This window comes from Erwinia artemisiae (assembly GCF_051400835.1).
GTDB lineage: Bacteria > Pseudomonadota > Gammaproteobacteria > Enterobacterales > Enterobacteriaceae > Erwinia > Erwinia aeris.
Genome location: NZ_JBLFFM010000004.1, coordinates 467,283 through 491,415, shown reverse-complemented (window position 1 = coordinate 491,415; position 24,133 = coordinate 467,283). Strand labels below are relative to the sequence as shown.

General features: G+C 55.7%; 30 protein-coding genes and 1 tRNA gene. 19 read left to right on the top strand and 12 right to left on the bottom strand.

The window, feature by feature from the left end:
• Window positions 1-4: 4 nt before the first annotated feature.
• From fliJ to ACMGEE_RS12695, 11 genes are all read left to right on the top strand, one after another.
• Entirely contained in the window at window positions 5-451 is a 447-nt protein-coding gene (fliJ, locus tag ACMGEE_RS12745; RefSeq protein ID WP_125288011.1) for a flagellar export protein FliJ, read from the top strand.
• Entirely contained in the window at window positions 448-1,758 is a 1,311-nt protein-coding gene (locus ACMGEE_RS12740; protein ID WP_436830145.1) for a flagellar hook-length control protein FliK, read from the top strand. Before fliJ ends, ACMGEE_RS12740 begins: the two co-directional genes overlap by 4 nt.
• A 144-nt stretch (window positions 1,759-1,902) precedes the next feature.
• Complete coding sequence (gene fliL, locus ACMGEE_RS12735) at window positions 1,903-2,382, top strand: flagellar basal body-associated protein FliL (protein ID WP_125288013.1); 480 nt, start codon at window positions 1,903-1,905, stop codon at window positions 2,380-2,382.
• A gap of 6 nt (window positions 2,383-2,388) precedes the next feature.
• The gene (gene fliM, locus ACMGEE_RS12730) at window positions 2,389-3,396 is read left to right on the top strand and encodes a flagellar motor switch protein FliM (protein ID WP_253460461.1); all 1,008 of its coding nucleotides are present in this window, start codon (window positions 2,389-2,391) and stop codon (window positions 3,394-3,396) included.
• Complete coding sequence (gene fliN / locus ACMGEE_RS12725) at window positions 3,389-3,796, top strand: flagellar motor switch protein FliN (protein WP_125288015.1); 408 nt, start codon at window positions 3,389-3,391, stop codon at window positions 3,794-3,796. Before fliM ends, fliN begins: the two co-directional genes overlap by 8 nt.
• A gap of 38 nt (window positions 3,797-3,834) precedes the next feature.
• Window positions 3,835-4,266: a flagellar biosynthetic protein FliO gene (gene fliO / locus ACMGEE_RS12720; protein ID WP_125288318.1), complete on the top strand. Its 432-nt coding sequence runs from the start codon at window positions 3,835-3,837 to the stop codon at window positions 4,264-4,266.
• Window positions 4,263-4,997, top strand: coding sequence for a flagellar type III secretion system pore protein FliP (fliP, locus tag ACMGEE_RS12715; protein ID WP_125288016.1), 735 nt, complete (start codon window positions 4,263-4,265; stop codon window positions 4,995-4,997). The genes fliO and fliP overlap by 4 nt, the downstream gene beginning before the upstream one ends.
• Before the next feature lie 83 nt (window positions 4,998-5,080).
• Complete coding sequence (gene fliQ / locus ACMGEE_RS12710; protein WP_125288017.1) at window positions 5,081-5,350, top strand: flagellar biosynthesis protein FliQ; 270 nt, start codon at window positions 5,081-5,083, stop codon at window positions 5,348-5,350.
• Window positions 5,351-6,136, top strand: coding sequence for a flagellar biosynthetic protein FliR (gene fliR / locus ACMGEE_RS12705; RefSeq protein ID WP_253460458.1), 786 nt, complete (start codon window positions 5,351-5,353; stop codon window positions 6,134-6,136). It begins immediately after the preceding gene.
• Window positions 6,137-6,779: 643 nt separating this feature from the next.
• A complete protein-coding gene (gene rcsA, locus ACMGEE_RS12700) occupies window positions 6,780-7,415 on the top strand; it encodes a transcriptional regulator RcsA (protein WP_253460455.1) in 636 nt (211 codons plus the stop codon).
• Window positions 7,416-7,567: 152 nt separating this feature from the next.
• The gene (locus ACMGEE_RS12695) at window positions 7,568-9,253 is read left to right on the top strand and encodes a methyl-accepting chemotaxis protein (RefSeq protein WP_301730388.1); all 1,686 of its coding nucleotides are present in this window, start codon (window positions 7,568-7,570) and stop codon (window positions 9,251-9,253) included.
• Window positions 9,254-9,303: 50 nt separating this feature from the next.
• Here ACMGEE_RS12695 and dsrB read toward each other — a convergent pair whose 3' ends face one another.
• Both dsrB and ACMGEE_RS12685 read right to left on the bottom strand, forming a co-directional pair.
• Complete coding sequence (gene dsrB / locus ACMGEE_RS12690; RefSeq protein WP_253460447.1) at window positions 9,304-9,495, bottom strand: protein DsrB; 192 nt, start codon at window positions 9,493-9,495, stop codon at window positions 9,304-9,306.
• A 62-nt stretch (window positions 9,496-9,557) separates the two neighbouring features.
• Complete coding sequence (locus ACMGEE_RS12685; RefSeq protein ID WP_039385165.1) at window positions 9,558-9,716, bottom strand: YqaE/Pmp3 family membrane protein; 159 nt, start codon at window positions 9,714-9,716, stop codon at window positions 9,558-9,560.
• Window positions 9,717-10,322: 606 nt separating this feature from the next.
• Here ACMGEE_RS12685 and ACMGEE_RS12680 point away from each other — a divergent pair.
• Complete coding sequence (locus ACMGEE_RS12680; RefSeq protein ID WP_436830144.1) at window positions 10,323-11,117, top strand: mannosyl-3-phosphoglycerate phosphatase-related protein; 795 nt, start codon at window positions 10,323-10,325, stop codon at window positions 11,115-11,117.
• Between the two features lie 51 nt (window positions 11,118-11,168).
• Window positions 11,169-12,389 carry a glycosyltransferase family protein gene (locus ACMGEE_RS12675; protein WP_253460442.1) on the top strand — a complete coding sequence of 407 codons (1,221 nt, stop codon included), beginning with the start codon at window positions 11,169-11,171 and terminating at the stop codon, window positions 12,387-12,389.
• On the opposite strand, the gene dgcQ is transcribed toward ACMGEE_RS12675, so the two are convergent.
• From dgcQ to ACMGEE_RS12650, 5 genes are all read right to left on the bottom strand, one after another.
• Entirely contained in the window at window positions 12,386-14,020 is a 1,635-nt protein-coding gene (gene dgcQ / locus ACMGEE_RS12670; protein WP_436830143.1) for a cellulose biosynthesis regulator diguanylate cyclase DgcQ, read from the bottom strand. The two genes, ACMGEE_RS12675 and dgcQ, sit on opposite strands and share 4 nt — an antisense overlap.
• Before the next feature lie 126 nt (window positions 14,021-14,146).
• Window positions 14,147-14,326, bottom strand: coding sequence for a YodC family protein (locus tag ACMGEE_RS12665; protein WP_125288024.1), 180 nt, complete (start codon window positions 14,324-14,326; stop codon window positions 14,147-14,149).
• 168 nt (window positions 14,327-14,494) lie between these two features.
• Window positions 14,495-14,626, bottom strand: a complete 132-nt coding sequence (locus ACMGEE_RS12660) for a hypothetical protein (RefSeq protein WP_255416512.1) — start codon at window positions 14,624-14,626, stop codon at window positions 14,495-14,497.
• Window positions 14,627-14,665: 39 nt separating this feature from the next.
• Entirely contained in the window at window positions 14,666-15,565 is a 900-nt protein-coding gene (locus ACMGEE_RS12655) for a DUF808 family protein (protein WP_253460436.1), read from the bottom strand.
• Between the two features lie 15 nt (window positions 15,566-15,580).
• On the bottom strand, window positions 15,581-15,853 hold the full coding sequence (locus ACMGEE_RS12650; RefSeq protein ID WP_125288026.1) for a hypothetical protein: 273 nt from the start codon (window positions 15,851-15,853) through the stop codon (window positions 15,581-15,583).
• Between the two features lie 170 nt (window positions 15,854-16,023).
• On the opposite strand from ACMGEE_RS12650, the gene yedA reads away from it, so the two are divergent.
• Window positions 16,024-16,941 (top strand): drug/metabolite exporter YedA, encoded by a 918-nt coding sequence (gene yedA / locus ACMGEE_RS12645; RefSeq protein ID WP_301730396.1) that lies wholly within the window; start codon window positions 16,024-16,026, stop codon window positions 16,939-16,941.
• 59 nt (window positions 16,942-17,000) lie between these two features.
• On the opposite strand, the gene ACMGEE_RS12640 is transcribed toward yedA, so the two are convergent.
• Both ACMGEE_RS12640 and ACMGEE_RS12635 read right to left on the bottom strand, forming a co-directional pair.
• Window positions 17,001-17,483 (bottom strand): very short patch repair endonuclease, encoded by a 483-nt coding sequence (locus ACMGEE_RS12640; protein WP_253460429.1) that lies wholly within the window; start codon window positions 17,481-17,483, stop codon window positions 17,001-17,003.
• Window positions 17,484-17,525: 42 nt separating this feature from the next.
• Window positions 17,526-18,902 carry a DNA cytosine methyltransferase gene (locus tag ACMGEE_RS12635; protein WP_253460425.1) on the bottom strand — a complete coding sequence of 459 codons (1,377 nt, stop codon included), beginning with the start codon at window positions 18,900-18,902 and terminating at the stop codon, window positions 17,526-17,528.
• Window positions 18,903-19,048: 146 nt separating this feature from the next.
• Between ACMGEE_RS12635 and ACMGEE_RS12630 the strand changes: the two genes are divergently transcribed.
• Window positions 19,049-19,705: an epoxyqueuosine reductase QueH gene (locus tag ACMGEE_RS12630; RefSeq protein ID WP_301251156.1), complete on the top strand. Its 657-nt coding sequence runs from the start codon at window positions 19,049-19,051 to the stop codon at window positions 19,703-19,705.
• A 48-nt stretch (window positions 19,706-19,753) separates the two neighbouring features.
• Here ACMGEE_RS12630 and ACMGEE_RS12625 read toward each other — a convergent pair whose 3' ends face one another.
• The gene (locus tag ACMGEE_RS12625) at window positions 19,754-20,002 is read right to left on the bottom strand and encodes a hypothetical protein (protein ID WP_125288030.1); all 249 of its coding nucleotides are present in this window, start codon (window positions 20,000-20,002) and stop codon (window positions 19,754-19,756) included.
• Window positions 20,003-20,075: 73 nt separating this feature from the next.
• The gene (locus ACMGEE_RS12620; protein ID WP_436830142.1) at window positions 20,076-20,780 is read right to left on the bottom strand and encodes a phosphohydrolase; all 705 of its coding nucleotides are present in this window, start codon (window positions 20,778-20,780) and stop codon (window positions 20,076-20,078) included.
• 581 nt (window positions 20,781-21,361) lie between these two features.
• On the opposite strand from ACMGEE_RS12620, the gene ACMGEE_RS12615 reads away from it, so the two are divergent.
• The 3 genes from ACMGEE_RS12615 (at window position 21,362) to ACMGEE_RS12605 (ending at window position 23,163) form a co-directional block, all read left to right on the top strand.
• Window positions 21,362-22,021 (top strand): hypothetical protein, encoded by a 660-nt coding sequence (locus tag ACMGEE_RS12615; protein WP_253460419.1) that lies wholly within the window; start codon window positions 21,362-21,364, stop codon window positions 22,019-22,021.
• A gap of 197 nt (window positions 22,022-22,218) precedes the next feature.
• Complete coding sequence (mtfA, locus tag ACMGEE_RS12610; RefSeq protein WP_436830141.1) at window positions 22,219-22,986, top strand: DgsA anti-repressor MtfA; 768 nt, start codon at window positions 22,219-22,221, stop codon at window positions 22,984-22,986.
• Between the two features lie 101 nt (window positions 22,987-23,087).
• A tRNA-Asn gene (locus tag ACMGEE_RS12605) sits at window positions 23,088-23,163 on the top strand.
• A gap of 108 nt (window positions 23,164-23,271) precedes the next feature.
• Here ACMGEE_RS12605 and ACMGEE_RS12600 read toward each other — a convergent pair.
• Window positions 23,272-23,520: a hypothetical protein gene (locus tag ACMGEE_RS12600; protein ID WP_436830140.1), complete on the bottom strand. Its 249-nt coding sequence runs from the start codon at window positions 23,518-23,520 to the stop codon at window positions 23,272-23,274.
• Between the two features lie 31 nt (window positions 23,521-23,551).
• Here ACMGEE_RS12600 and ACMGEE_RS12595 point away from each other — a divergent pair, with 31 nt between their 5' ends.
• On the top strand, window positions 23,552-24,106 hold the full coding sequence (locus tag ACMGEE_RS12595) for a UPF0149 family protein (RefSeq protein ID WP_253460397.1): 555 nt from the start codon (window positions 23,552-23,554) through the stop codon (window positions 24,104-24,106).
• The last annotated feature ends 27 nt before the right edge of the window (window positions 24,107-24,133 follow it).

Below are 24,133 nucleotides of genomic sequence, written 5' to 3'. Positions count from 1 at the left end.
ACTGATGGCAAAACACGCATCGCCAATTGAAACCTTGTGCGGCCTGGCGCAGAAAGATCTGGAAAAGGCCGCCATCCAGCTGGGCGACGTTCGTCGCGGTCAGAAACAGGCTGATGAGCAGCTACATATGCTGCTGAACTATCAGGACGAATATCGCAAAACGCTGAACACCACCATGGCGGAAGGGATTAACAGCACCCGCTGGTACAACTACCACCAGTTTATCGAGACGCTGGAAAAAGCGATCGAACAGCATCGCCAGCAGCTGGCGAACTGGAACGGCCGGGTAGAAAACGCATTGCGCCTGTGGCGCGACAAGCAGCAGCGGCTTCATGCTTATGAAACCCTACAGGCTCGCGCGGCAGCAACCGCACTATTACAGGAAAACCGTCTCGATCAGAAACGGATGGATGAATTTGCCCAACGGGCATCATTGAGGAAAGGCGAATGATGACTTTGCCACTGGTTAACACGGCGGCGAAAACCGCGACCGCTTCCACTAACGGCGCGGCGGCGGATGCTACCGATATCGGCACGGATATTGGCGGTGCGGCTACGGCCGACGGCGCGCAAACCGGCAACGCGGGCTTTCTGTCGCTGCTTGGCAATAAGCTGCTGACGCTGGCGCAGCAGGGGCAAACAGCCCTGCCCGCCTCGGCGACGGCGGCCGTTGCCGCTGCCGACGATAAAAATGCCGCCTCGCCGAAGGCGAAACTGAACGCGCTGCTGGCCGCGCTGGATAAACCGGAAACGCTGAACTCGCTGCTACAGCCCGCGAAAACGCCGTCGGAAGACAACGCGATCGCGCTGACTAAAAGCCAGGACGACAGCGAAACCGCCGCCGCCGCGACGCCCCTGAGCAGCAGCGATATGCAGGCGCTTCAGGCGCTGTTCGCCATGCTGCCGCAGGCGCAGCAGCAGCCGACCGCAGCCCTTGCCAAAGGCGGCGATAGCCTGACCGAAGGCAATATCAAAGGCAGCAACGCTAACGCTACCCTTGCCTCGCTGTTAGCCAGCGCGGGCGGAGCTAAGACGACAGCCGTCGACGGCGATGAAACCGCAAAAGACAGCGACAGCAGCATGCCGCTGAGCAGCACTAACACCCTGAGCGCAGCGGCCGGCACGCAGAAAGGCGATATCGCTACGCTGAACAGCGCCTTCCAGCAGGTGCTGGGCCAGGTGACTAAAGACAGCGATAAAGACAGTGCCGCCAGCCAGACAACGATTACACCTGGTGTTATCAGCGCTGCTTCCGCCGCCGTGACGCCAGCTACAACCTCGCTGGTTAGCGCACCGGCTACGCCGCAGCTGAGCTCTCAGCTGGGCAGCCCGGAATGGCAGCAGGCGCTGGGCCAGCAGATTGTGATGTTCAGCCGCAACGGTCAGCAGACCGCCGAGCTGCATCTGCATCCGCTGGATCTGGGCAGCATCCAGATTAGCCTGAAGCTGGACAGCGATCAGGCGCAGCTGAGCATGGTGTCGAACCACAGCCAGGTGCGCGCCGCGCTGGAGGCCGCCATGCCGCAGCTGAAGGAAGCGCTGGCGCAGAGCGGCATCAACCTTGGGCAGACCAACGTCAGCAGCGACGCCCAAGCGCAGAGCCAGAGCTTTAGCGGCCAGCAGGAGCAGCGTAATAACAGCCGTGGCAACACCTTTAGTCTTGCTGCCGACGCCGACAGCGAGATCACCCCTATCGCCGTTCCTGCCTCCCTCCAGGCGCGCGCTTCGGGCAGTAATGCCGTTGATATCTTCGCCTGACGATCACAAACGCCAAAGCTAACGGCAAAACCCGCGTCTTTTCGCCCTATTGTTTAGCGAGCGATGCGGGATAATCTGCCCATAACGTCGTCAGAGAGCAGGCACTCCCGGCTCTTGAACATACTCACAGGAATTATCGCCCGTATGACTGAGAAGAAAGCCAAAAGCGGCAAACGTAAACTCTTGATTATCCTGATAGCGCTGGTGGTTCTGGCCGCTTGTGGCGCAGGAGGCTATCTGGTCTGGCATAAAATGCACGGGTCTGCCGACACGGCAAAAGCTGAAAAGCCTGCGCCGCCGCCTGCCCCGGTATTCCTGGCGCTGGATACGTTTACCGTTAACCTGATCAACCCGGATAACGATCCCGATCGCGTGCTTTACGTTGGCTTCACGCTGCGTCTGCCCGATCAGGAAACGCTGCAGCGCGTAAATGATTATCTGCCGGAAGTTCGCAGCCGCCTGCTGCTGCTGCTCTCTAACCAGAACGCCGCGTCGCTGGGCAACGAACAGGGCAAGCAAGAGCTGGTCAAACAGATTAAAGCCACGCTTGCGCCGCCGCTGGTGCCGGGACAACCTCCGCAAAAGGTGACGGACGTTCTGTTCACCGCCTTTATCCTGAGGTAGGGCAAAATGGCCGACAGCATTCTCTCACAAGCGGAAATTGACGCGCTGCTTAACGGCGACAGCGACAGCGCGGCGGAAGAAAACGTCAGCAGCGCGGGCGACAGTGATATTCGTCCTTACGATCCCAATACCCAGCGTCGCATGGTTCGCGAACGTCTGCAGGCGCTGGAGATCATTAACGAACGCTTTGCGCGTTCATACAGGATGGCGCTGTTTAACCTGCTGCGTCGTAGCCCGGATATCACGGTAGGCGCGATTAAAATTCAGCCGTATCATGAATTTGCTCGCAACCTGCCGGTACCGACGAACCTGAACCTGATCCACCTGAAGCCGCTGCGCGGTACGGCGCTGGTGGTGTTTTCGCCAAGCCTGGTGTTTATCGCCGTGGATAACCTGTTTGGCGGAGACGGTCGCTTCCCTACTAAAGTAGAAGGACGCGAGTTTACGGCAACCGAACAGCGCGTCATTCGCAAGATGCTAAAACTGGCGCTGGAAGGCTACAGCGAAGCGTGGAAACCGATTTATCCGCTGGACGTGGAGTATGTTCGCTCCGAAATGCAGGTAAAGTTTACTAATATTACTACTTCACCTAACGATATCGTGATTACCACGCCGTTCCAGGTGGAGATTGGCAACCTGATTGGCGAGTTCAATATCTGCATTCCGTTCAGCATGATTGAACCGCTGCGTGAAACCCTGGTCAACCCGCCGCTGGAGAACTCGCGTCAGGAAGATCACAACTGGCGCGAGACGCTGGTGAAGCAGGTTCAGCACTCCGAACTGGAGCTGATTGCGAACTTTGCCGACGTCTCGATGCGGATTTCACGCCTGCTGGCCCTGAAGCCCGGCGATGTATTACCGATAGAAAAACCGGATCGCATTATCGCTCATGTCGATGGCGTGCCGGTCTTAACCAGCCAGTACGGCACCCTGAATGGGCAGTACGCGCTGCGTGTGGAACATCTGATTAACCCGATTTTGAACTCGATGAATGAGGAACAGCCCCATGAGTGACACCAATAAGCCGTCCGTTGACGACCTCTCTGCGGACGACCTTTGGGCTGACGCGCTGAACGAGCAGTCAAACTCAACCAGCACCGCGTCCGAAGGGGTGTTTAAATCTCTGGAAAGTAATGATATCGCCGGTTCGCTCCAGGATATCGACCTGATTATGGATATCCCGGTCAAGCTGACCGTGGAACTGGGCCGCACCAAGATGACCATTAAAGAGCTGCTGCGTCTGACGCAGGGTTCCGTGGTGGCGCTGGAAGGCCTGGCCGGCGAGCCGCTGGATATTCTGATCAACGGTTATCTGATTGCCCAGGGCGAAGTCGTGGTGGTTGCCGATAAATACGGCGTGCGCATCACCGACATCATTACGCCATCTGAACGTATGCGTCGACTGAGCCGTTAATGACGACCGCCAGCCAAACGCAGCAGGAGCAAGCGCCAATGAGCACGGGCCAGCAGCAACCGGCGGCGCATTCGCCGGTCAACGTCGGACAAACGCAACAGCCGCCAGGCCAGCCGGCCGCTTCCACCGGTTCAGTGTTGACGCAGGTCAGCAGCGTGTTGGCCGTGATTATTCTGTTGATTCTGGCCTGCGCCTGGCTGGCGAAACGATTTGGCTTCGCGCCCAAAACGGGCAAGCGCGGCCAGCGGGATATCTCGATCAGCGCCAGCTGCCAGGTTGGGCAGCGCGAGCGCGTGGTTATCGTTGACGTGCAGGATGCCCGGCTGGTGCTGGGCGTGACCGCACAGCAGATCACCCATCTGCATACCCTGCCGCCCTCACCGGTGCAGGAAAATCCGGAAGAGCCGCAGCCCGCTGGCGATTTCCGTCAGGTGTTAGAGCTTATTAAACGCGCCGGAAAACCAAAATGAAACGCATTCTTCCTTTCTTAGCGCTGCTGCTGCTGCTGGCGCCTGAAGTTCACGCCCAGCTGCCGGGCCTGGTCAGCCGTCCGACGGCTAACGGCGGTCAGAGCTGGTCGCTGCCGGTGCAGACGCTGGTGTTTATCACTTCGCTGACTTTCCTGCCCGCTATTTTGCTGATGATGACCAGCTTTACGCGCATCATCATTGTTTTCGGCCTGCTGCGTAACGCGCTGGGCACGCCGTCCGCGCCGCCAAACCAGGTACTGCTCGGCCTGGCGCTGTTTCTGACCTTCTTTATTATGAGTCCGGTATTGGACAAGATTTATCAGAACGCCTATCTGCCGTTCAGCGAAGACAAGATCAGTATGCAGGACGCGCTGGATAAAGGCGCGCAGCCGCTGCGTGAATTTATGCTGCGGCAGACTCGCGAAGCGGATCTGGCCCTGTTTGCTCGCCTGGCCAACTCCCCGCCTTTGCAAGGCCCGGAAGCGGTGCCGATGCGCATTCTGCTGCCGGCCTACGTGACCAGCGAGCTGAAAACGGCGTTCCAGATTGGCTTTACCGTGTTTATCCCGTTTCTGATTATCGACCTTGTCGTCGCCAGCGTGCTGATGGCGCTGGGGATGATGATGGTGCCGCCCGCGACCATCGCGCTGCCCTTTAAGCTGATGCTGTTCGTGCTGGTAGACGGCTGGCAGCTGCTGATTAGCTCGCTGGCGCAAAGCTTCTATTCATAATAATCGGGCGATAACGTCGCCCGGCAAAAATCGCGGCGCTGCCTGTCGCGACGATATAGGCCCTCAATTTTCCCGGAGTCGTGATGACACCAGAATCGGTTATGTCAATTGGTCATGATGCGCTGCACGTTGGGCTGATCCTGGCCGCACCTCTGCTGCTGGCGGCGCTGGTCAGCGGTCTGCTGATTAGCCTGCTGCAGGCGGCGACGCAAATCAACGAACAAACGCTCTCTTTTATTCCAAAAATCCTCGCCGTCGTTGCGACCATCGTCGTGGCTGGCCCGTGGATGCTGAGCCTGGTGCTGGACTATATGCGCACCCTGTTTACCAACCTGCCTAATATGATCGGTTAAATGATTAACTTCGACAGCAGCCAGCTGATGTTATGGATGGGGCAACTTTTTTGGCCCCTCGCCCGCGTGCTGGCGTTAATCATGACCGCCCCGATCCTCAGTGAAAAATCGATTAGCAAAAAGGTTAAGCTCGGCTTAGGCCTGATGATTACCTGGGTTTTGATCCCCACGCTGCCGCCGGTTAATGTGACCTTATTCTCAATTGGCGGCTTCTGGCTGCTGATTCAGCAGATTCTGATTGGCGTGGCTATCGGTTTTACGATGCAATTTGCCTTTGCGGCAGTCAGAACCGCAGGTGAAGTCATTGGTTTGCAGATGGGTATCTCTTTTGCCACCTTTTTCGATCCTTCAAGCCGACTGAATATGCCGGTGCTGGCCCGCTTTATGGATATGCTGGCCATGCTGCTGTTTTTATCTTTTAACGGTCACCTGTGGTTAATTTCTATGGTCGCCGACAGCTTTCATACGCTGCCTGTTGGCGGAGAGCTGATTAACGGCAACGCGTTTCTGGCGTTAACGAAAGCAGCCAGTCTGATTTTCCTTAATGGAATGCGATTAGCGTTACCCCTGATAACGCTGCTGCTCATCATTAACCTGGCACTGGGTTTGTTAAACCGTGTTTCACCTCAGCTGTCGGTTTTTGCCATCGGCTTTCCTATCACCTTATCAATCGGTCTTATCTTCCTGAGCCTGATGATGCCGCTCCTGGCCCCGTTTTGTGAGCATTTATTCAGCGAAGTATTTGATTTACTCTCACAGATCCTTAGCGAACTTCCTGCCAAATAAACTTAAGTATTCAGAACCACCTCAAGAGAGGCCCTGGGTGCATTGTTAAGCGTGTAGAATGTTTTTGCACATTTTTCAAACCGCCGATACCAGAAAATTCTTAAGGAAAATCTGATTAATCGCTTCACCCAATGAAAATTATTCTTATTAAATGCCAGTTAGCGTATTTTGTTTAACGAAACGGATGCAATGTTGCTTAAATGTTAAGCATCGGAGTGAATAAAAACGTCTGTTTTTACTGGAAATTTTATTTTTTGCCGTTATTCTTGTAGCAAATCGTATTTCACAGCAGGTTTAGTGCCCTATACAGCGGCACACATTCGCGTGATGAATGTTTTTTAGGATTCGTCCTATCAGATTTCTCTGCGTTCTGCGCGATAGTGGCGAAGTTCACAAAGCAGTGCGGCAAACTTCTGTCAGATCCTCCATCTGTCTACGGATGTTTTACCGCGTTGGTAGTGGGTGGTTTGCCTAAACTAAACGGTTACATCGAGCATGGACAGGTTTGTTCAGCGTCCGCTAACAGACTTAATGCTGAGTACAAATAATAAAATTGAAAACAGAACATATTACTCTCGTAACTTACACAACGCGTAATTCATCGTTAGTTTAAACGAATAACAATTTGGTGAGGGTCGCAGTTATGCCAACAATTATAATGGATTCATGCAGCTACACACGCTTAGGTCTTACTGATTATATGTCCGTCAAGGGAGTTAAAAAGAAAAACATAACTTCCGTTACCGACATCGATCAGCTTCAAATTAAATGCCAGCAGCTCCAACCGGGCGTTGTATTTATTAACGAAGATTGTTTTATTTATGAAGCAGATGCCAGCCAGCGTATAAGAGACATTATTACGCAGCATCCTGACACGCTGTTTTTCATCTTTATGGCTATCTCTAACATCCATTTTGAGGAATACCTCTACGTTCGTAAGAACCTGATTATTACGTCAAAATCGATTAAGCCTGCTACACTCGATAACTTACTTCTGTCCTATTTCCAGAAGAAACTCAACGTGTCGCCTCGCTATTCCGCTGGCTTCGATGTTCATCCATTGACGCTAAGCCAAACCGAGTCGAACATGCTTAAAATGTGGATGTCCGGTCACGATACCATTCAGATCTCGGACAAAATGCAAATTAAAGCCAAAACGGTTTCTTCGCATAAAGGCAATATTAAACGCAAGATTAAGACTCATAATAAACAGGTCATCTATCATGTTGTGCGCCTGACTGATAACGTCACCAGCGGTATCTACGTCAACGTACGCTAAGCGTTAAAGAAGCCGGCTTATGCCGGCTTTATTTTATCCACTAATGTTAACAGGATCACACTTTTCCGTTAACCTTTCGCCTCTCTCTGCCGATGAGTTGTAAACAAAGCGAAGCCTGTCGCTTCGTTTACCCAGACAGAGAGCACAAGGACATGACACCACTCCCCCAACCCGAAGGTTCTTCTCACTTAAGTTTCTGGCAGCATCTGCGCCTCGTTCCCCTGTTCACCACTATTCTCGGTGCCATCCTGTTTCTGTTCGCCCTGTGCATCGGCCTGGCGAGCTATTATCTGATCCAGAGTAATCAGTCGCTCAAGGACGTTACCGAAGAGATCCAGGTACGTATGGCTATCTCTAACAGCTCCAATCACCTGCGTACGGCCCGGCTGAATATTATTCACGCGGGCGCGGCGGTGCGCATTGGCGATATGGATCTGTTTAACGAGAATCTTAAACAGGCGGAAAAGCGTATTCAGCTGGCTGGCGAGAATTTTAAAGCCTACACGCAACGGCGCATTAAAACCCCGGCGGACGAAGCGCTGGATGGTGAATTGACCACCCGCTTTACGGCCTATGTCAGCGAGGGCCTGCTGCCAATGGTAAAAAGCGCCAAAGACGGCAGCTTTGAAAATGTGATAACGCGAGAAACAGATTTCACGCGCGGCCTGGATAATGACTATAACGCCGTACTGCTGAAAGCCATCGCCATTCGTACCCAGCGCGCCACCGCCATTAACGCGGGCGCGGAGGCGCAAACCCGCATGGGCTTTATTATGATGGCCGGCGCTTTCGCCGCCGCGCTGCTGCTGACGCTGGCTACCTTTATCTTCCTGCGTCGCGTGATCATTGCCCCGCTACGCCAGGCGGTGCAGCGAATTGAGCGTATTTCGCATGGCGATCTGACCGCGCCGCCGCAGGCCTGGGGCCGCAGTGAAATCGGCGCGTTGGGCAGCAATCTGCAAACGATGCAGCAGGCGCTGGTGAAAACGGTCGGCACGGTGCGTGAAGGTGCGGTAGCTATCTATCAGGGCTCGACCGAAATTTCGGCGGGCAATACCGATCTATCCTCCCGTACCGAGCAGCAGGCGGCGGCGCTGGAAGAAACGGCGGCCAGCATGGAACAGCTGACCGCAACCGTGAAGCAGAATGCGGAAAATGCGCACCATGCCAGCCAGCTGGCGGGCGACGCCTCCGGGAAAGCCCGCCAGGGCGGGGATATCGTTTCCGGCGTGATCGGCACCATGAATAATATTTCCGCCAGCTCAAAGAAAATTGCTGAAATTACCACGGTTATCAACAGCATCGCATTCCAGACCAATATTCTGGCGCTGAATGCCGCCGTTGAAGCGGCGCGGGCGGGCGAACAGGGTCGCGGTTTCGCCGTGGTGGCCAGCGAGGTGCGGAATCTGGCGCAGCGCAGTGCGGGCGCGGCGAAGGAAATTGAAGGGTTGATTGCCGAATCGGTCAGCCTGATCGATCGGGGATCGACTCAGGTCAGCCATGCAGGCGAGAGAATGACGGATATCGTCCAGGCCGTACACAGCGTTACGGAGATTATGGCCGAGATTGCTTCTGCTTCTGATGAACAAAGCCGGGGCATCCAGCAGGTGAGCCAGGCCGTATCGGAAATGGATAACGTTACCCAGCAGAACGCCTCGCTGGTGGAACAGGCCTCCGCCGCCGCCTCATCGCTGGAAGAGCAGGCCTCACGTCTGACGCAGGCCGTAGCGGCCTTTAATCTTAGCGGCACGCCGCAGCCGACTGCGCCAGTGCTGAAAACCAAAGCGGCACCATTGCGTCCGGCGCTGGCGGACGGCGATAACTGGGAAAAATTTTAGAACGGGCGTAAAAAAGGGCGAATTGCTTCGCCCTTTTTCATCCTGCGCGGCTATTCGGTATGCGGTTCTACAAAAATGCCGTCCCGCTGCCCCAGCTCGTTAAAAAACCAGATCCCCTGCGGATAATCCTCCAGCGAGACCAGATACATGGTGCCTTCGCTAAAGTCCTCTACCGCCAGTACCGTGCCGGCGCGGCGCGGCCCGCCGTCGGTCTTTACCGTGACCCGATCGTTTACCTTCATTTTTTTCTCCTGGTAGGTGCGCTACAAATAAGATAGCGCATCTTACCCGGAAACCGGCGCGCTTAACGACGCGCAATGACCCAAACGGCGTGCACAATACCCGGAATGTAGCCGCAGAGCGTCAGCAGGATATTCAGCCAGAAGGCGCCGCCAAAACCGACCTGCATAAAAACACCCAGCGGGGGCAGAAGAATAGCAATAATAATACGTAAAAGATCCATGTCGCCTCCATAGCGCGGATAACAGCTTGTTTTGTAATCGTTTGTTCAGTATAGCCCGAATCTGCCGTTGCGCCTGCCGCCGCATGTAAAACAACGTAATGAACGTATATTTTTCACTTTTTTAACGTTTTACGGTGAGACTTCTGACAACGGCCCGGCATACACTGTTCCCACTGCACCAACCCCAAAGGCGCAGTCAACCTAAAAAGTAACAAGGATTTTTGCCCGCGCAGCGCGGGCTTTTTTTTGCCTTTTTTTCAGGCATTGCGTCGGTTATGCGCAAAAAAAACCCGGCCAGCGGCCGGGAAAAAATTAAAATTCGCTACAGAGAAAAATCTCTGACCCGCGTAGCCTACCGATTGGCCTTATTAAGAATTTTCTTAACTTCATAGCACATTATTTTTTTTCCTGTGAATTTATCCACCTTTTTTGTCTGAAGCCCTGTCGCCTCGCCTGCTCGCCTGTAAGTAGTTACTTACGTGAGTTATTGCTGTTTTTTAAGAGAATTCCTGGGCGAACCGCTTCGTTTGTTTGCCTGCCTTTTCTGCGCCTTCGATGGATACCGCTATACTTGAGTCACTTGCCTCAGGCTATGGAGAAACAACGATGCCGGCGCTGCATGATCCCCTGATGATAGTTACGGATTTAGATGGTTCCCTGCTGGATCATCATACCTACAGCTGGGAGGCTGCCGAGGCCTGGCTGGCGCGTCTGAAGGCGGCCGATATTCCCATCGTGATCTGTTCAAGCAAGACGGCGGCGGAAATTGAGCCTCTGCAGCGGGCGCTGGATATCGTCGGCGCGCCTTTTATTGCGGAAAACGGGGCCATTGTGAAATGGCAGCAGCAAACGCCTGTCGCTGCCGATCGGCCTTCCGCAAAAGATTATGCGGCGATCTGCAAGACGCTGCGGCAATTGCGTGAGCAGGATGGCTTTAAATTTACCGGGTTCGCCGACGTGACGGAAAAAGAGGTGGCGGACTGGACAGGCCTGACGCCGCGCGAAGCCGCCCTGGCGAAAACGCGGGAAGGATCGGAAAGTTTGATCTGGCGAGATACCAGCGAGCAGTTTACCGCTTTCCAGCAGGCGCTGGCGGCGCAACAGCTGGAGCTGGTTCAGGGCGGGCGTTTCTGGCACGTCATGAATCAGGGACGCGGTAAGGGCGCGGCGCTTGACTGGCTGCTGACGCACTACCCGCCTCCCGGCAGCGGCCGCTGGATCACTATCGGTCTGGGCGACGGTCCCAACGATGCGCCCATGCTGGAGAAAGTAGATTATGCCGTCGTGATCAAAGGCTATAGCAAAACCGGCGTGACGCTGAAGCGTCAGCAACATGTTTTTTACAGCGCAGGCTTTGGCCCGGAGGGCTGGAGCGAGGGCCTGACGCACTACATTACCTGATAACAGATTTCCCATGCAGCCCAACTACGGGCCCGGCTTAAGGAACACGCGATGAGTGATTTTTTCCAGAACGGCGTTATCACCAACTTTCATAATCTCACCGCACGTCCAGTTGAGGAACTGGAGCAGGAGCTGGTGCAGTTCGCCACGCGGCGCAAGATGGGACTGATCCTGCCTTCGCTTTTTTCCGAACTGGAAGGCCCGGCGCTCGGCCATATCGTTGACGAGCTGGCTAAGGTGCCCTATCTCGAAGAGATAGTTATCGGCCTGGATCGCGCCGATCGCGAGCAGTTTCTTTACGCCCGCGACTTTTTTTCCCGCCTGCCGCAGCGCCATCGTATTTTGTGGAACGACGGGCCGCGCCTGAAGGCGATTGATGCCGAGCTGGATAAAGAAGGACTTTCCCCTTCTCAACCGGGCAAGGGTCGTAACGTCTGGTTCTGTACCGGCTATACGCTCTCTTCGGAAAGTACCAGCTGCGTGGCGCTGCACGACTGCGATATCGTAACGTATGAACGCGGTATGCTGGCAAGGCTGCTCTATCCGCTGGCGAACCCGTCTTTTCAGTATGAGTTCTGTAAGGGTTTTTACGCCCGCGTGGCCGACAACAAGCTGAACGGTCGCGTTGGCCGCCTGCTGGTTGGGCCGCTGCTGCGTTCGCTGCAGAAAGTGTACGGCCATTCGGAATACCTGGACTATCTGACCAGCTTCCGCTATCCGCTTTCCGGCGAGTTCGCAATGCGCACGCACGTGCTGAACAATATAAAAATCCCCGGCGACTGGGGGCTGGAAATCGGCGTGCTGTCTGAAATCTATCGCAACTACACCACGCGCCAGAGCTGCCAGGTTGAGATCGCGCATAATTACGATCACAAACACCAGCCGCTGTCGGAAGAGGACGGCACCGGCGGCCTGCGTCGGATGAGTAACGATATCGTCCAGTCTTTGCTGCGCAAGATGGCGACAATGGGCGTGGATTTGACCAGCGACTCGTTCCGCGTGTTGAAAGCGACCTATTACCGCAACGCGCTGGATATGATGGAGATTTACAGCCATGAAGCGGCGATGAACGGGCTGAAGTTCGATCAGCACGCGGAAGAGGCGGCGGTGGAAATGTTTACTCAGTCGATTCTGGAAGCCGGACAGTCCTTTATCGAGCGGCCGAACGAAAAACCGTTTATTCCAAGCTGGAGCCGCGTGCAGTCCGCTTTCCCTGACATTATGCAGCGTATCTATCAGGCGGTGGAAGAGGATAACAAGGGCAACGTTTAGTCCCGGTCGCAGACGCGATTGCGTCCTGACGTTTTGGCTATATAGAGCCTGCGGTCGGCAATCGAGCGCAGGCTTTCAAAATGGTAGTCGCCCGACGCTTCGCTGGAGGCGACTCCCAGCGAGGCCGTTACCCTCAGCCATGCTGAATTCCCGGCAAACACCTGCTTTTGCGCCAGCGCGACGCGAACTTTCTCCGCTATTGCCACGGCCTCGTCGGCAGTAACGGCCAGCGCAATGCAAAACTCCTCACCGCCAACGCGCCCGGCGATCGCCGACGGGTCAATGGTGTCATCTATCACGGCGGCGGCATAGGCCAGCACGCGATCGCCTGCCTCATGACCATAGCTGTCGTTTACCTGTTTAAAGCGGTCGAGATCCAGCTGGATCACCGAAAAAGGCCTCTGCCTGAGCTGGCTCTCGTACGCCAGCGCGTTAGCCCGTTCGAAAAACGCGCTGCGGTTCAGCATCTTCGTCAGCCCGTCATGGCTGGCGCGCCAGCGGAGTTTTTCCTGCATCGCCAGCAGGCGCCTGACCAGACGAATAATGAGCTGGTGCGACAGCAGCAGCGCCAGCGTAAACAGCAGCCACATCCCCAGCAACGCCAGCGCTACCTGACCGGTGCTGCCAGTCAGACTCTGCCGCAGCGTATCCACATTAATCAATACGCCTCGGGCATAACGGGTTTTGACCCAGCTGATATAGCGCGTATCAAGCCGCAACGCGCCGCGATCGCTGTGGGCGATGGCCCGTTGCAGCCGGGCGATCTGCTCAGCGGTAAAATGTGCGGTCGCTGGCCCGTCTACGGCGCTGGCCAGCGGCCTCAGGTTGATATCATAAAAAAGTATGCTGCCCATTGGCCGTTCAGGCAGCGACAGCAGAAGCTGTTGGCGAATGTTGGCGGCCGAAAAATCCATTGCCAGCACGCCATACCAGTAGCCGTCCAGATCGACAGGCAGACTGAGCGTCAACGCGCTGCGGCCTGCGGCAGTCGCGTCCGGGCCGCTCCAGCGCGGCTGCCTGGACAGATTGCTTTCAGGCCGCATAGCGGTAAACCAGGGCGCGCTCACCACGCGGGTAAGATAGCGCAGCGTATCCTCGCCCTGCGGCAACGGCGTGGAGCTAAGCCAGAATCCCGCCCGCGAGAGGTACCAGAGCCGCGAATGAAAATCTCTGTTGGCGTCGTTAAGCTGCAAAATCAGGCTCATCATCAGCGTTGCCGCCAGCTCCGGCTTTAGCCTGGCGTCGTCGCGCCTGAGCAGCGGATAGGCGGCAACCGCGTCGTCGGCAATACCGGATAGCGGCAGGCTGTGGGTCATGCTGGCGTAGAGATGCCAGACCGGCTGGCTACGCAGCAGCGAAAAATAGTCCAGCTGTCGCCGCATCTGGCTGTTTTCGGCAGGCGCGCGCATAACCTGTTGCAGCATATTGCGGCAGAACAACAGCTGGTCAAGGCTGAACTGAAACTGGCGATCGAGATCGTCGGCAATATCTTTCAGGCTGGCGCGCTGGCTAAGCTCATAGGTTGCTTTTAACACGCTGCCTTCTCGCCAGGTCAGTACCGAGGAGAAAAGAAAGACCAGCAGAAAACAGACATGAATAACTGCCTCAGGATGGGAATGGGCCAGCTTCACACGGCAACGCTCCTGCCAGCGGGAAAGAGCTTTTCAGTTTAGCTGCGGCAGGAAGGTTGCGCCAGCAGCGGCGCGGCGGGAAGTAAATGATAACAGGACGAAATTTCTCGTCCCGTTCGGTCAACGCTAGCTGGCAAGCCGGTTTTGCCCCGCGCTCAGCGCGCAAAGCTCCTCTTCCCGAAACGCTTCGCGCCGCACGCTGTAGCCGTCATACCAGCGACACTCCACCATACCGCTGGCATAGCCGGTAACCACCATTGCCGGACCGCCTTCTTTAAGCTGCACTGCCTCACTGACCATGATCATGCCGTTTCTCCTGAGCTGGAAACTTCGGGGGAAATTCAGGTATAGCAGGCAATCGCGCGGCGCGCCGTTAACGGTAGGTAAAAGTTTTGTTAAAAAGGAATAAGCAGTTAAAAAGGCGAAAATTAAAAAAAGCGAGTAAGGATTACTCGCTTCAAAGAAGGGTCGAACTCAGATTTTGCAGCCTTCGCAGTCCGCTTCGTCGCTCAGGTCAGTCGGGACTTCGCTGGCTTTTTTCTCGGCGTTGGCTTCTGCCTGTTCCAGCTCGGCATCAATATCAAATTCAAAAATATCGTCTTTCATCGTCGCTCCCGGTTTGGTGAAGGGGTGTCTTTATACTGATTATGCCCGCAGTTTGCCAGCCAGATTTACCCCGCACAGCACGATCGATCCGACGATAAAACCAATCACCAGATTTGCGCCGTTGCTGATAAGCGAGCTGATAAAACCGCTGTGGCCCGCGGCCAGATGCTCAATAAAGTGATGGATGAAGGGCACGCCGTGCGCAATGATGCCGCCGCCGACCAGAAACATCGCTATTGTGCCGACTACCGTCAGCACCTTCATCATTTTTGGCGCCAGGGTCAGCAGCACGCTGCCGATACCTTTGGCCAGCGATGAGGTTTTCTGTTGCAGCCACAGGCCCAGATCGTCGATTTTCACGATACAGGCGACAATGCCGTACACGCCGACGGTAACCAGAATGGCGATACCCGCCAGGATCATCACCTGGCTCAGCAGCGGCGCTTCGGAAACGATACCCAGCGTAATGGCCACAATTTCTGCCGACAGAATAAAGTCCGTGCGCACTGCGCCTTTGACCTTTTTCTTCTCGAAGGCGGCGGCTTCCTGCTGCGAGAGATTGCGCAGCCGCTGTTCTCGCGCCGCATCGCTGTTTTTCTCTTTGCCGTGCAGGCTATGCAGCACCTTTTCCACGCCTTCATAGCTAAGGTAAGCACCGCCCAGCATCAGCAGCGGCGTGATCGCCCAGGGGATCCACGCGCTGATGGCCAGCGCCAGCGGCACCAGGATCAGCTTGTTAAGAAAAGAGCCTTTCGCCACGCCCCAGACCACAGGCAGTTCCCGGTTGGCTTTGACGCCGCTGACCTGCTGCGCGTTCAGCGACAGATCGTCGCCCAGCACGCCGACGGTCTTCTTTGCCGCCACCTTGCCCATGATTGAGATATCGTCCATCAACGTGGCGATATCATCCAGTAAAGTCAGTAAGCTACTACCCGCCAAAATTTCCTTCCTTATTTAATGTTCATCATGCTGACAGCAGGGACAGACGTTGACTTCCGCTACCGTCATATCGGCTATGCCTTCGCAATCCCACTCAACCCGCACCGGCTGGCCCGCGTCCAGGTTGTGATGCACAAATTTGCTGACCGGGCTTTCGGTCATCCCGGCGATCTCCTCCGTCGCCACCAGCTGCTCGCCTACAAAAATGCGCGCGGTAGCCTGCGTGTTGACCATGCGCTCGCCGCTGATTTTGTACAGCCGTCTGACTGTGAGTTTGATACTGGCCATCGTCTGTCCTGCTACAGGATGTTAAAGAGTGTGATCTAAGCAAGTATGCACGAGAGATGCAAATTATGTGGACTGAATCGCTTTCCGGCCGTTAAAAAGACGCTATTTCATCTGGTTGAAATCTTTTTTTAACGGTAACTTAACGACCCCAACCCGCTGTGAGAAACCTTATGTTACGTCGTGCGCCCGCTCTGCTTCCGCTTCTGGCCGCTTTGTTCGCCCTTTACTTTATCTGGGGATCGACCTATTTCGTTATTCGTATTGGGGTAGAAAGCTGGCCGCCGATGATGCTGGCTGGCGTGCGCTTCGTGCTGGCGGGCGTCGTCCTGCTGGTCTTTCTGCTGCTGCGCGGCGAACGGCTTCCCGGCTGGCGAGCGGCAGGTAACGCCGCGCTGGTGGGGATTATGCTGCTGACCATTGGCAACGGCGCGGTGACGATTGCCGAGCATCAGCAGGTGCCTTCCGGTATCGCCGCCGTGATGGTCGCTACCGTGCCGCTGTTTGCAATGTGCTTTAGCCGCCTGTTCGGCATGGCAACCCGCTGGATAGAGTGGCTGGGCATTGCGGTTGGCCTGGTCGGCATTATTCTGCTGAACAGCGGCGGCCACCTGGGCGGTAATCCCTGGGGCGCATTGATCATTCTGATCGGCTCGATCAGCTGGGCGTTTGGCTCGGTATGGGGATCGCGCATCACGCTCCCGACAGGCATGATGGCGGGCGCAATAGAAATGCTGGCGGCGGGTGCGGTTCTGCTGGCGGGCAGCCAGCTTAGCGGCGAAAAGCTGGTTGCCGCGCCGGGCCTGTCCGGCCTGCTGGCGCTGGGCTACCTGACGCTGTTCGGTTCGATTATCGCCATCAACGCCTATATGTTTTTGATCCGCAACGTCAGCCCGGCGGTCGCCACCAGCTACGCCTACGTTAATCCGGTGGTGGCGGTGCTGCTGGGGATTAGCTTCGCCGGTGAAAGCCTGTCGCCGCGCGAATGGCTGGCGCTGGGGGTGATCCTTTTTGCAGTGGTGCTGGTCACACTGGGCAAATATCTTTTTCCCGGCAGGCCGGTGATTAAATCGGTATCTCGTCCAGACTAAGGCGCTATGCGGGGCTTTTATCCATTAGTGGATGCCCTCAGTCATCAATGGCCAGAGCACTATGCAGGGCGTTCGCGCATCAGGTGAATGCCCTGCCAGTCGATTTCGGCGTTACCCTCGCCGGCAAAAAGCCACTCTTCCAGCCTGGCGCTTATCGCCTCGTCAGCCAGCTTGTGCTTACCGCGCAGCGCGCATTCCCAAACCACCAGCACCCGCCAGCCGCTGGCGCTCAGCTGATCGATAAAACGCTTATCGCGCGTCACGTTGCCGCTGATTTTATTCATCCAGAATTCGGTGCGGGTTGCCGGCACTTTAAACAGATAGCAGTCGTGATGATGCCAGAAGCAGCCGTGCACAAAAATAATGGCCTGGGGGTTCTCCAGCACGAAGTCCGGCTTTCCCGGCAGCGTCTTATCCTGCACGCGATAGCTGAACCCGCGCTCAGCCAACAGCTCGGCCAGGCGGGTTTCAATGGCGGTATCCTGGGTACGGATAGCGCGCATATTTTTACTGCGAATTGCGGAAGTGTGAACATCGGCCATAGCATCCTCCTTGAGGTGGCTTAAGTATAGACGCCTCCGGGCCTACTTCTCCGCCTGCTTAACCGCCTGCGCTATCCAGGGCTGCAACAGTCTGGCGACGGCGGCAAAGGCGGGCACCACCACTGAATTGCCAAACTGGCGATAGGCCTGACTGTCTGAAACCGGAATGCGGAAACGCGTTTCGCCCGGCGCCTCAAAGCCCATCAGGCGGGCGCACTCTCTTGGCGTCAGGCGGCGCGGACGGCGCTGCTGGTTTTGCGGATGGTCGAAATCCACCTCGCCCTGCTCTTTGTCCCAGCCGCGATCGATCAGGATTTCCGAGCCGTCTTTGTAGTAGCGCGCGGAGAGCGTGCGCACCACGCCGTGCTCTTTATCCGGGTCGACCAGCCCGTAGCCAAAGCCGTTGCCCTTCGCCTGATGCTTTTTCGCGTAGTTATAGAGATATTTCCACAGCGACGGCGTCAGAATATATTTGGCCTCGACCTGGCTGTCCAGCAGCTGGCGCAGCGGGATCCTTTGCTGCGGATAGTGCTGAGCGAGCGCGGAAAGCGTGAATTTGGGCAGGTTTAAATCGCGCCGAAACCCGACCAGCACGATACGTTCGCGGTGCTGCGGCAGAAAATGCCTGCCGTCGACGATTTTCGGATCGGCGGCGCCGTTGAGATCCGCATCGGCCACGTCGTAGCCCAGCTCGTCCAGCGTTTCCATAATGATGCGGAAGGTTTTGCCTTTGTCGTGGCTCTTCAGGTTTTTGACGTTTTCCAGCACGAAGATCGCCGGTTTCTTCGCGGTGATAATGCGCGCCACGTCGAAAAACAGCGTGCCCTGCGCTTCGCACTCAAAGCCATGAGCGCGGCCCAGCGCATTTTTTTTCGATACGCCCGCCAGCGAAAACGGCTGGCAGGGAAAACCGGCCAGCAGCACGTCGTGATCCGGCACCTGCTGGTCAATATGCCGATAGGCTTCCTGCTCGCTGACCGGCTGCGCGCTTAGCGTCACGTCGCGGATATCCTGATTGAAAACGTGCGCCTGCGGATCGCAGTACCAGTTCGCCTTATAGGTTCTGACCGAGTATTTATTCCATTCGCTGGTAAACACGCACTGCCCGCCAATCGCCTCAAAGCCGCTGCGGATACCGCCGATACCGGCAAACAGATCGATAAAGCGGAAAGCGTAGTGCGGATGGTGCGCGGGCGGCTGAGGCAGCAGGCGCGCCAGCGCGTCCGCTTCCGCCTGGCTTAACGTCCCGCCCGTGCCTTTCAGCCAGCGGCTTAACGATTCCCGCGTCCACTTAGCGTGACCAACCTGCTGCAGCGTAGCCAGAAGGGTTTTGATATCGTAAACGGCCTGCAGGCGGGCGGCCAGCTGGCGATCTTCCAGTCCAGGCTGCGCCTCTGCAATAGTGTCGAACTCGCTCATAGTCTCTCCGGAAATAAACGCCTGCCAGTCTACCACTTCATCACGCTAAAACCAGGGGCAACCGCCTTTTACTGCGGGCCACGATCCGTGACATCGGGCGGCCATCAGCCTAAACTTGCCGTGTTTAAAACAATGGAGCTGAAATGATGAGCGATATTACGCGACCGCCGTTAACTTTGCCGAACGGCGCGAACAAACTGCTGCTGCACTCCTGCTGCGCGCCCTGCTCTGGCGAGGTTATGGAAGCCATCGCGGCGGCCGGCATCGATTACACCATCTTTTTCTATAACCCCAACATTCATCCACAAAAAGAGTATCTGCTGCGCAAAGAGGAGAATATTCGCTTTGCCGAGAAGCACGGCGTGCCTTTTATCGATGCCGATTACGATACCGATAACTGGTTTGAGCGGGCTAAGGGCATGGAATGGGAGCCGGAGCGCGGCGCGCGCTGCACGATGTGTTTTGATATGCGTTTTGAACGCACCGCGCTTTATGCGCACGAAAACGGCTTTCCCGTTATCACCAGCTGCCTGGGCATCTCGCGCTGGAAAAATATGCAGCAAATTAACGAGTGCGGCGAGCGGGCCGCGGCGCCCTATCCGGGGCTAGTCTATTGGGATTACAACTGGCGGAAAAAAGGCGGATCGGCGCGCATGATTGAAATCAGCAAGCGCGAACGTTTTTATCAGCAGGAATATTGCGGCTGCGTTTATTCACTGCGCGACAGCAACCTGCATCGTAAAAGCCAGGGGCGTCCGTTGATTAAGCTTGGCGTACTCTACTACGGCGACGAAGACGAGTAGCGGCTGACAGGCGTCCCTGACCAGGCAGTCAGGGACGGAAAGGCCTTTTTACTTCTTCTTTTTCGTTTTTTTCAGCAAGGCGCGTACCTGTTTCAGCTCGCTGGCGTTCAGCTGGGGATCGACGTCTTCGAGCACGCTCTGGTTGTCCACGGCCGGATGCTGCTGGGTGGTCAGACTGAGCTGTAAACGCTGGCTGACTTCCTGGCTGAGCGAAATCTGGTTTTCCTGCGCCAGGTTTTTCAGCGTTTCTTTCAAAGCGGGGTCAATTTTTAACGTTAAGCTAACAGCGTCGGTCATGCCTGAATCTCCTGATAAATGTTAGCAACACGGTAGCCTGAAAAGATCTGCTTAACCATACTGTCACAAAAATTTAATATTTCCCCCGCGCCGCGACAAATTCACGCAGCACATCCGGATCCAGCTCGCAAAACTCCCCTTTCAGTTCGGCGCAGAGTTTGGCCATATAGGTAATCAGGAAATCCGCATTATGCTCGGCAAGCCGACGCCCTTCCGCCGTCTGCATGGTTTGCGGCAGCTTAAGCAGCTTCTTCTGGAAGTGATCGAGCGCCCATTCAGCATCATTTAGCGGGCGATCGCGACCCAGCGGATCGGCGCTGTCGAACAGCGAGCGGCCCAGCGCGCCGGAAACATAAAACACCCGAGCCAGCCCGATCGCGCCCAGCGATTCCAGCCGGTCGGCGTCCTGAACAATTTTTGCCTCCAGCGTTTCCGCCGTTACGTTGGCGCTAAAGCTGTGGGCATGTACCGCATGCGCTACCGCCTCACGCCTATCGGCAGGAAAATCAGGAAACACTTCCGACAAAATTCGCCGCGTTTCAACCGCCGCCTTTGCTGAAGCCAGGTGTCTTTCAGGATGGTTCTTAGGCAGGTTGACGATATCGTGGAAATAACAGCTGGTGAGCACAACCAGTTCATCCACCGCCATCCCTTTCATAATACGCTGTGCAGTCAGCCAGACGCGCCGTAAATGGGCGATGTCGTGCGCTTTATCATCCTGCGGCCAGGTCTCAAACAGCCAGCTTTCAAAGCGGGTTTGCCAGTGGGTTAGTGTCATAGCCTTCTCCCTGTAATGTAAAATTGCAGAGACGTCAGCGGCCTTGCTTCACCGCGGCGCCACCGGCGATAAAAATGCGATCTACTTCATGTTTATAACGTTTGTCTTAACACTTCCACAACCCCTTTCCCGTTACCTTCGTCGCCCGCCATTATCAGGTGGCGCGTTTTTAACCAAAAAGATAAACGCTTATAATGTTGTTTTTGCAATAAGTTACCAGCATTTTGTTGCACAGTAAGTTAGAATCAATGCCGGTCGGTCGTTGTTTTTAGCTCGCGCCATCATCAGAAAGCTCCGATAATACACCCTTGCGGCTACTGTAAGGGATTGTAAAGGCGGCATATGTCAAATTTATGATGGCCCGGATAATCCGGCGCTAACCGGCCTTCCGAACCCGATCCTGGCCACCCGTCGCACACAGAAAGCGAGAGCGCAGAACGGGTTCAAAAATAAACAAGCACGGCTAATGATTGCATACTTTTTGTATACACTTTTCACTACAGGCTAACAGCATATGCCGGATCCCTTTTCGCCTGACGGCGGCGAGCGGGTCTTAACTAATAAGAAACAGGGGTCAAACCATGAAAGAACGCCCGATTTTGTTTAGCGATCAACGGGTGCGAGCACTGCTCTCAGGCCAGCAGCGCCAGACCCGACGCATTATGAAGTCACAACTTTTTGGTCCAGGCCAGGATAACCATGAAGGATGCTACGGGATTGATGTTCTGAACAATCACTTGCAGGGCAACCGCGTGATGGGCATGGAGAATTTGAGCTACCACTGCCCTTACGGTCAGCCTGGCGATCGCCTGTGGGTAAGAGAGACCTGGCGCGGCCCGGTGGTTCCCGTAGAAGAGATGGCCAACTACGAGCGCAATCCGGCCCAGTTTAAATCTTCCGCCTGGTGCCGCTATCGTGCCGATACCAGCGAGTTCTCCAGCGCAGGCGAAGAAGACGAGCATTTTGGCTGGCAGGCCGGCATCCATATGCCACGCTGGGCAAGCCGCATTGATTTAATGGTGACCGCCGTTCGGGCAGAGAAAATTCAGGATATCAGCGACGATGATGTGCTGGCCGAAGGCGTGCAGACAGACTCCCATTTTCTGAATAACTTCTTCACCATGCACAACGAGGTCGTTTCGCCTAAGGATGCCTACCGCAAGCAGTGGGCATTGCAGTATGGCGGCACCAGCTGGGAAGTGAACCCCTGGGTGTGGGTTATTGAATTCGAGCGTATATAACGCTGCCCGCAGGCTCCGGCTGGTCTGGGCCGCCGGGGCCTGAATATCTCGCTTCGTCACAGAAAATCGCTGAAAAGCTTGCTTAAGTTCGCTCTGCTGTTCCATGCTGCTGTGCCCTTTTATATGGCCTGCTCGCCGGAGACTGCGCCAAGCGATCCGCCGAGGCAGGGTGAGGTTTTTCTGCTGTGGGTTGCATCATGATTAAATGGTTCCGGAAATCCAACGATGCTGTGTTCGACGCGCTGCCCTGGCAGCAGGCGTTAGCTATTCCGCTGCTTGGCGCGCTGAATGACGCCGAACGGCAACAGCTTATCCAGCTGGCCACGCGCTTCCTACAGCAGAAACGGCTGGTGGCGCTACAGGATTTCGCGCTGGATGAGCTGAAGTCGACCCGGCTGGCCCTGCTGTTCTGTCTGCCGGTACTTAATCTGGGTTACGACTGGCTGGACGGGTTTCACGAGGTGCTGATCTATCCCGCGCCTTTTATCGTTGACGACGAATGGCAGGATGAGTTTGGCCTGGTGCATCGCGAGAGTATGGTGCAGTCGGGCCAAAGCTGGCAGCAGGGTCCGGTAGTGCTCAACTGGCTGGACGTGCAGGATTCGTTCGATCTTTCCGGCTATAACCTGATCGTTCACGAGGTTGCCCACAAGCTCGACAGCCGGGGCAGCGACCATGCCAACGGCGTGCCGGCTATGCCGCTGCGTCACGTCGCGGCGTGGGAGCACGAGCTGAATGCCGCGATGACCAGTATTGCAGAAGAAATCGAACTGGTCGGCGAAAATGCCGCAACGATTGATGCCTATGCGGCCAGCGATCCGGCGGAGTGCTTTGCGGTTCTGTCGGAATATTTCTTCAGTGCCCCTGAGCTGCTGAACGACCGCTTTCCTGCGCTTTATCCGCATTTTTGCCGCTTCTATCGCCAGGATCCGCTTTTGCGCAATGGCGCGGGCGCAGTACATTAGCTGCGCGCCCTGTTTTAAAGATAGCCAGTTGAAAGGGCTGGACTTTTTTCCTGTTGACACGCCGGTCCGCCCTCGCTACTATGCGCCCCATCGAAACCGATTCCTCTGTAGTTCAGTCGGTAGAACGGCGGACTGTTAATCCGTATGTCACTGGTTCGAGTCCAGTCAGAGGAGCCATATTAGAGAAGCCCGCTCAAGGAAACTTGAGCGGGCTTTTTGCTTTTTGGCCCAGGCTGCTTTTAGCATTACGCCTGTCCCCACCCGTTTTAAGCGTATATTCAGCCCTCATTTTATTTTGCTATGCCATAGAATTACACCAGGCACGGGGTAGCGACGTTGCCAAATCTCTACCATCTGAACACCTGCTATTTGCTGCTTTAACCATTGAGCAGGTAATAAATTCAGCCACGCATATTCAGCAAAAGGGCCATAATTGCTGTCAGAGCACCGCCAGCTTCGCCAGCCGCCGTTTTTTAGCGGCAGCGGGCTGACAGGATGGCTTTTTGCGCCCCTGGCATTGAGAATAGCGCCCACGCGGTAATCCACGGAAAAAAGAGGTTATAACATGCAACAAGGACCCTTAACGGCTGAAGAGCTGGAATGGCTCGATAATATTCTGGCGCAGTACGGCACCGATGACGCGGTGCTTGATGCCTCAGAACTGGATGGATTGTTAACCGCCCTGCTCTCTTCGCCGGAACCTGTCTCCGACGAGCGTTTGCAGGCCATTATTTGGGGCGGCGAAAACAATCTTCCGCTTTGGAATGAAACAGACCAGCAGCGTTTCACCGAACTGGTGACGCAGCATCAGAACGATATCGCCGAGCGGCTGAAAGAGTATCCCGAGCAGTTCGAGCCGCTGTTCGGCACCAGCAGCGAGGAAGATCTGGAAGTCACTATCGTGGAAGAGTGGTGCATTGGCTATATGAAAGGCGTAGCGTTAAGCGACTGGTCGGCGCTGCCGGATCACCTTAAGCCTGCGCTCCATGCCATTGCGCTACATGGCAAGGAAGAGCACTTTAGCGAGCTGGAAAAAATGACGGCGGAAGAGTTTGAGCAAAGCGTGGAGGCTATTAGTCACGCCGCGCTGGAGCTGGCCGGCAACTGGCCGCTACACTAAAAGCGAAGACGTGCCGCGTTGCTGAAG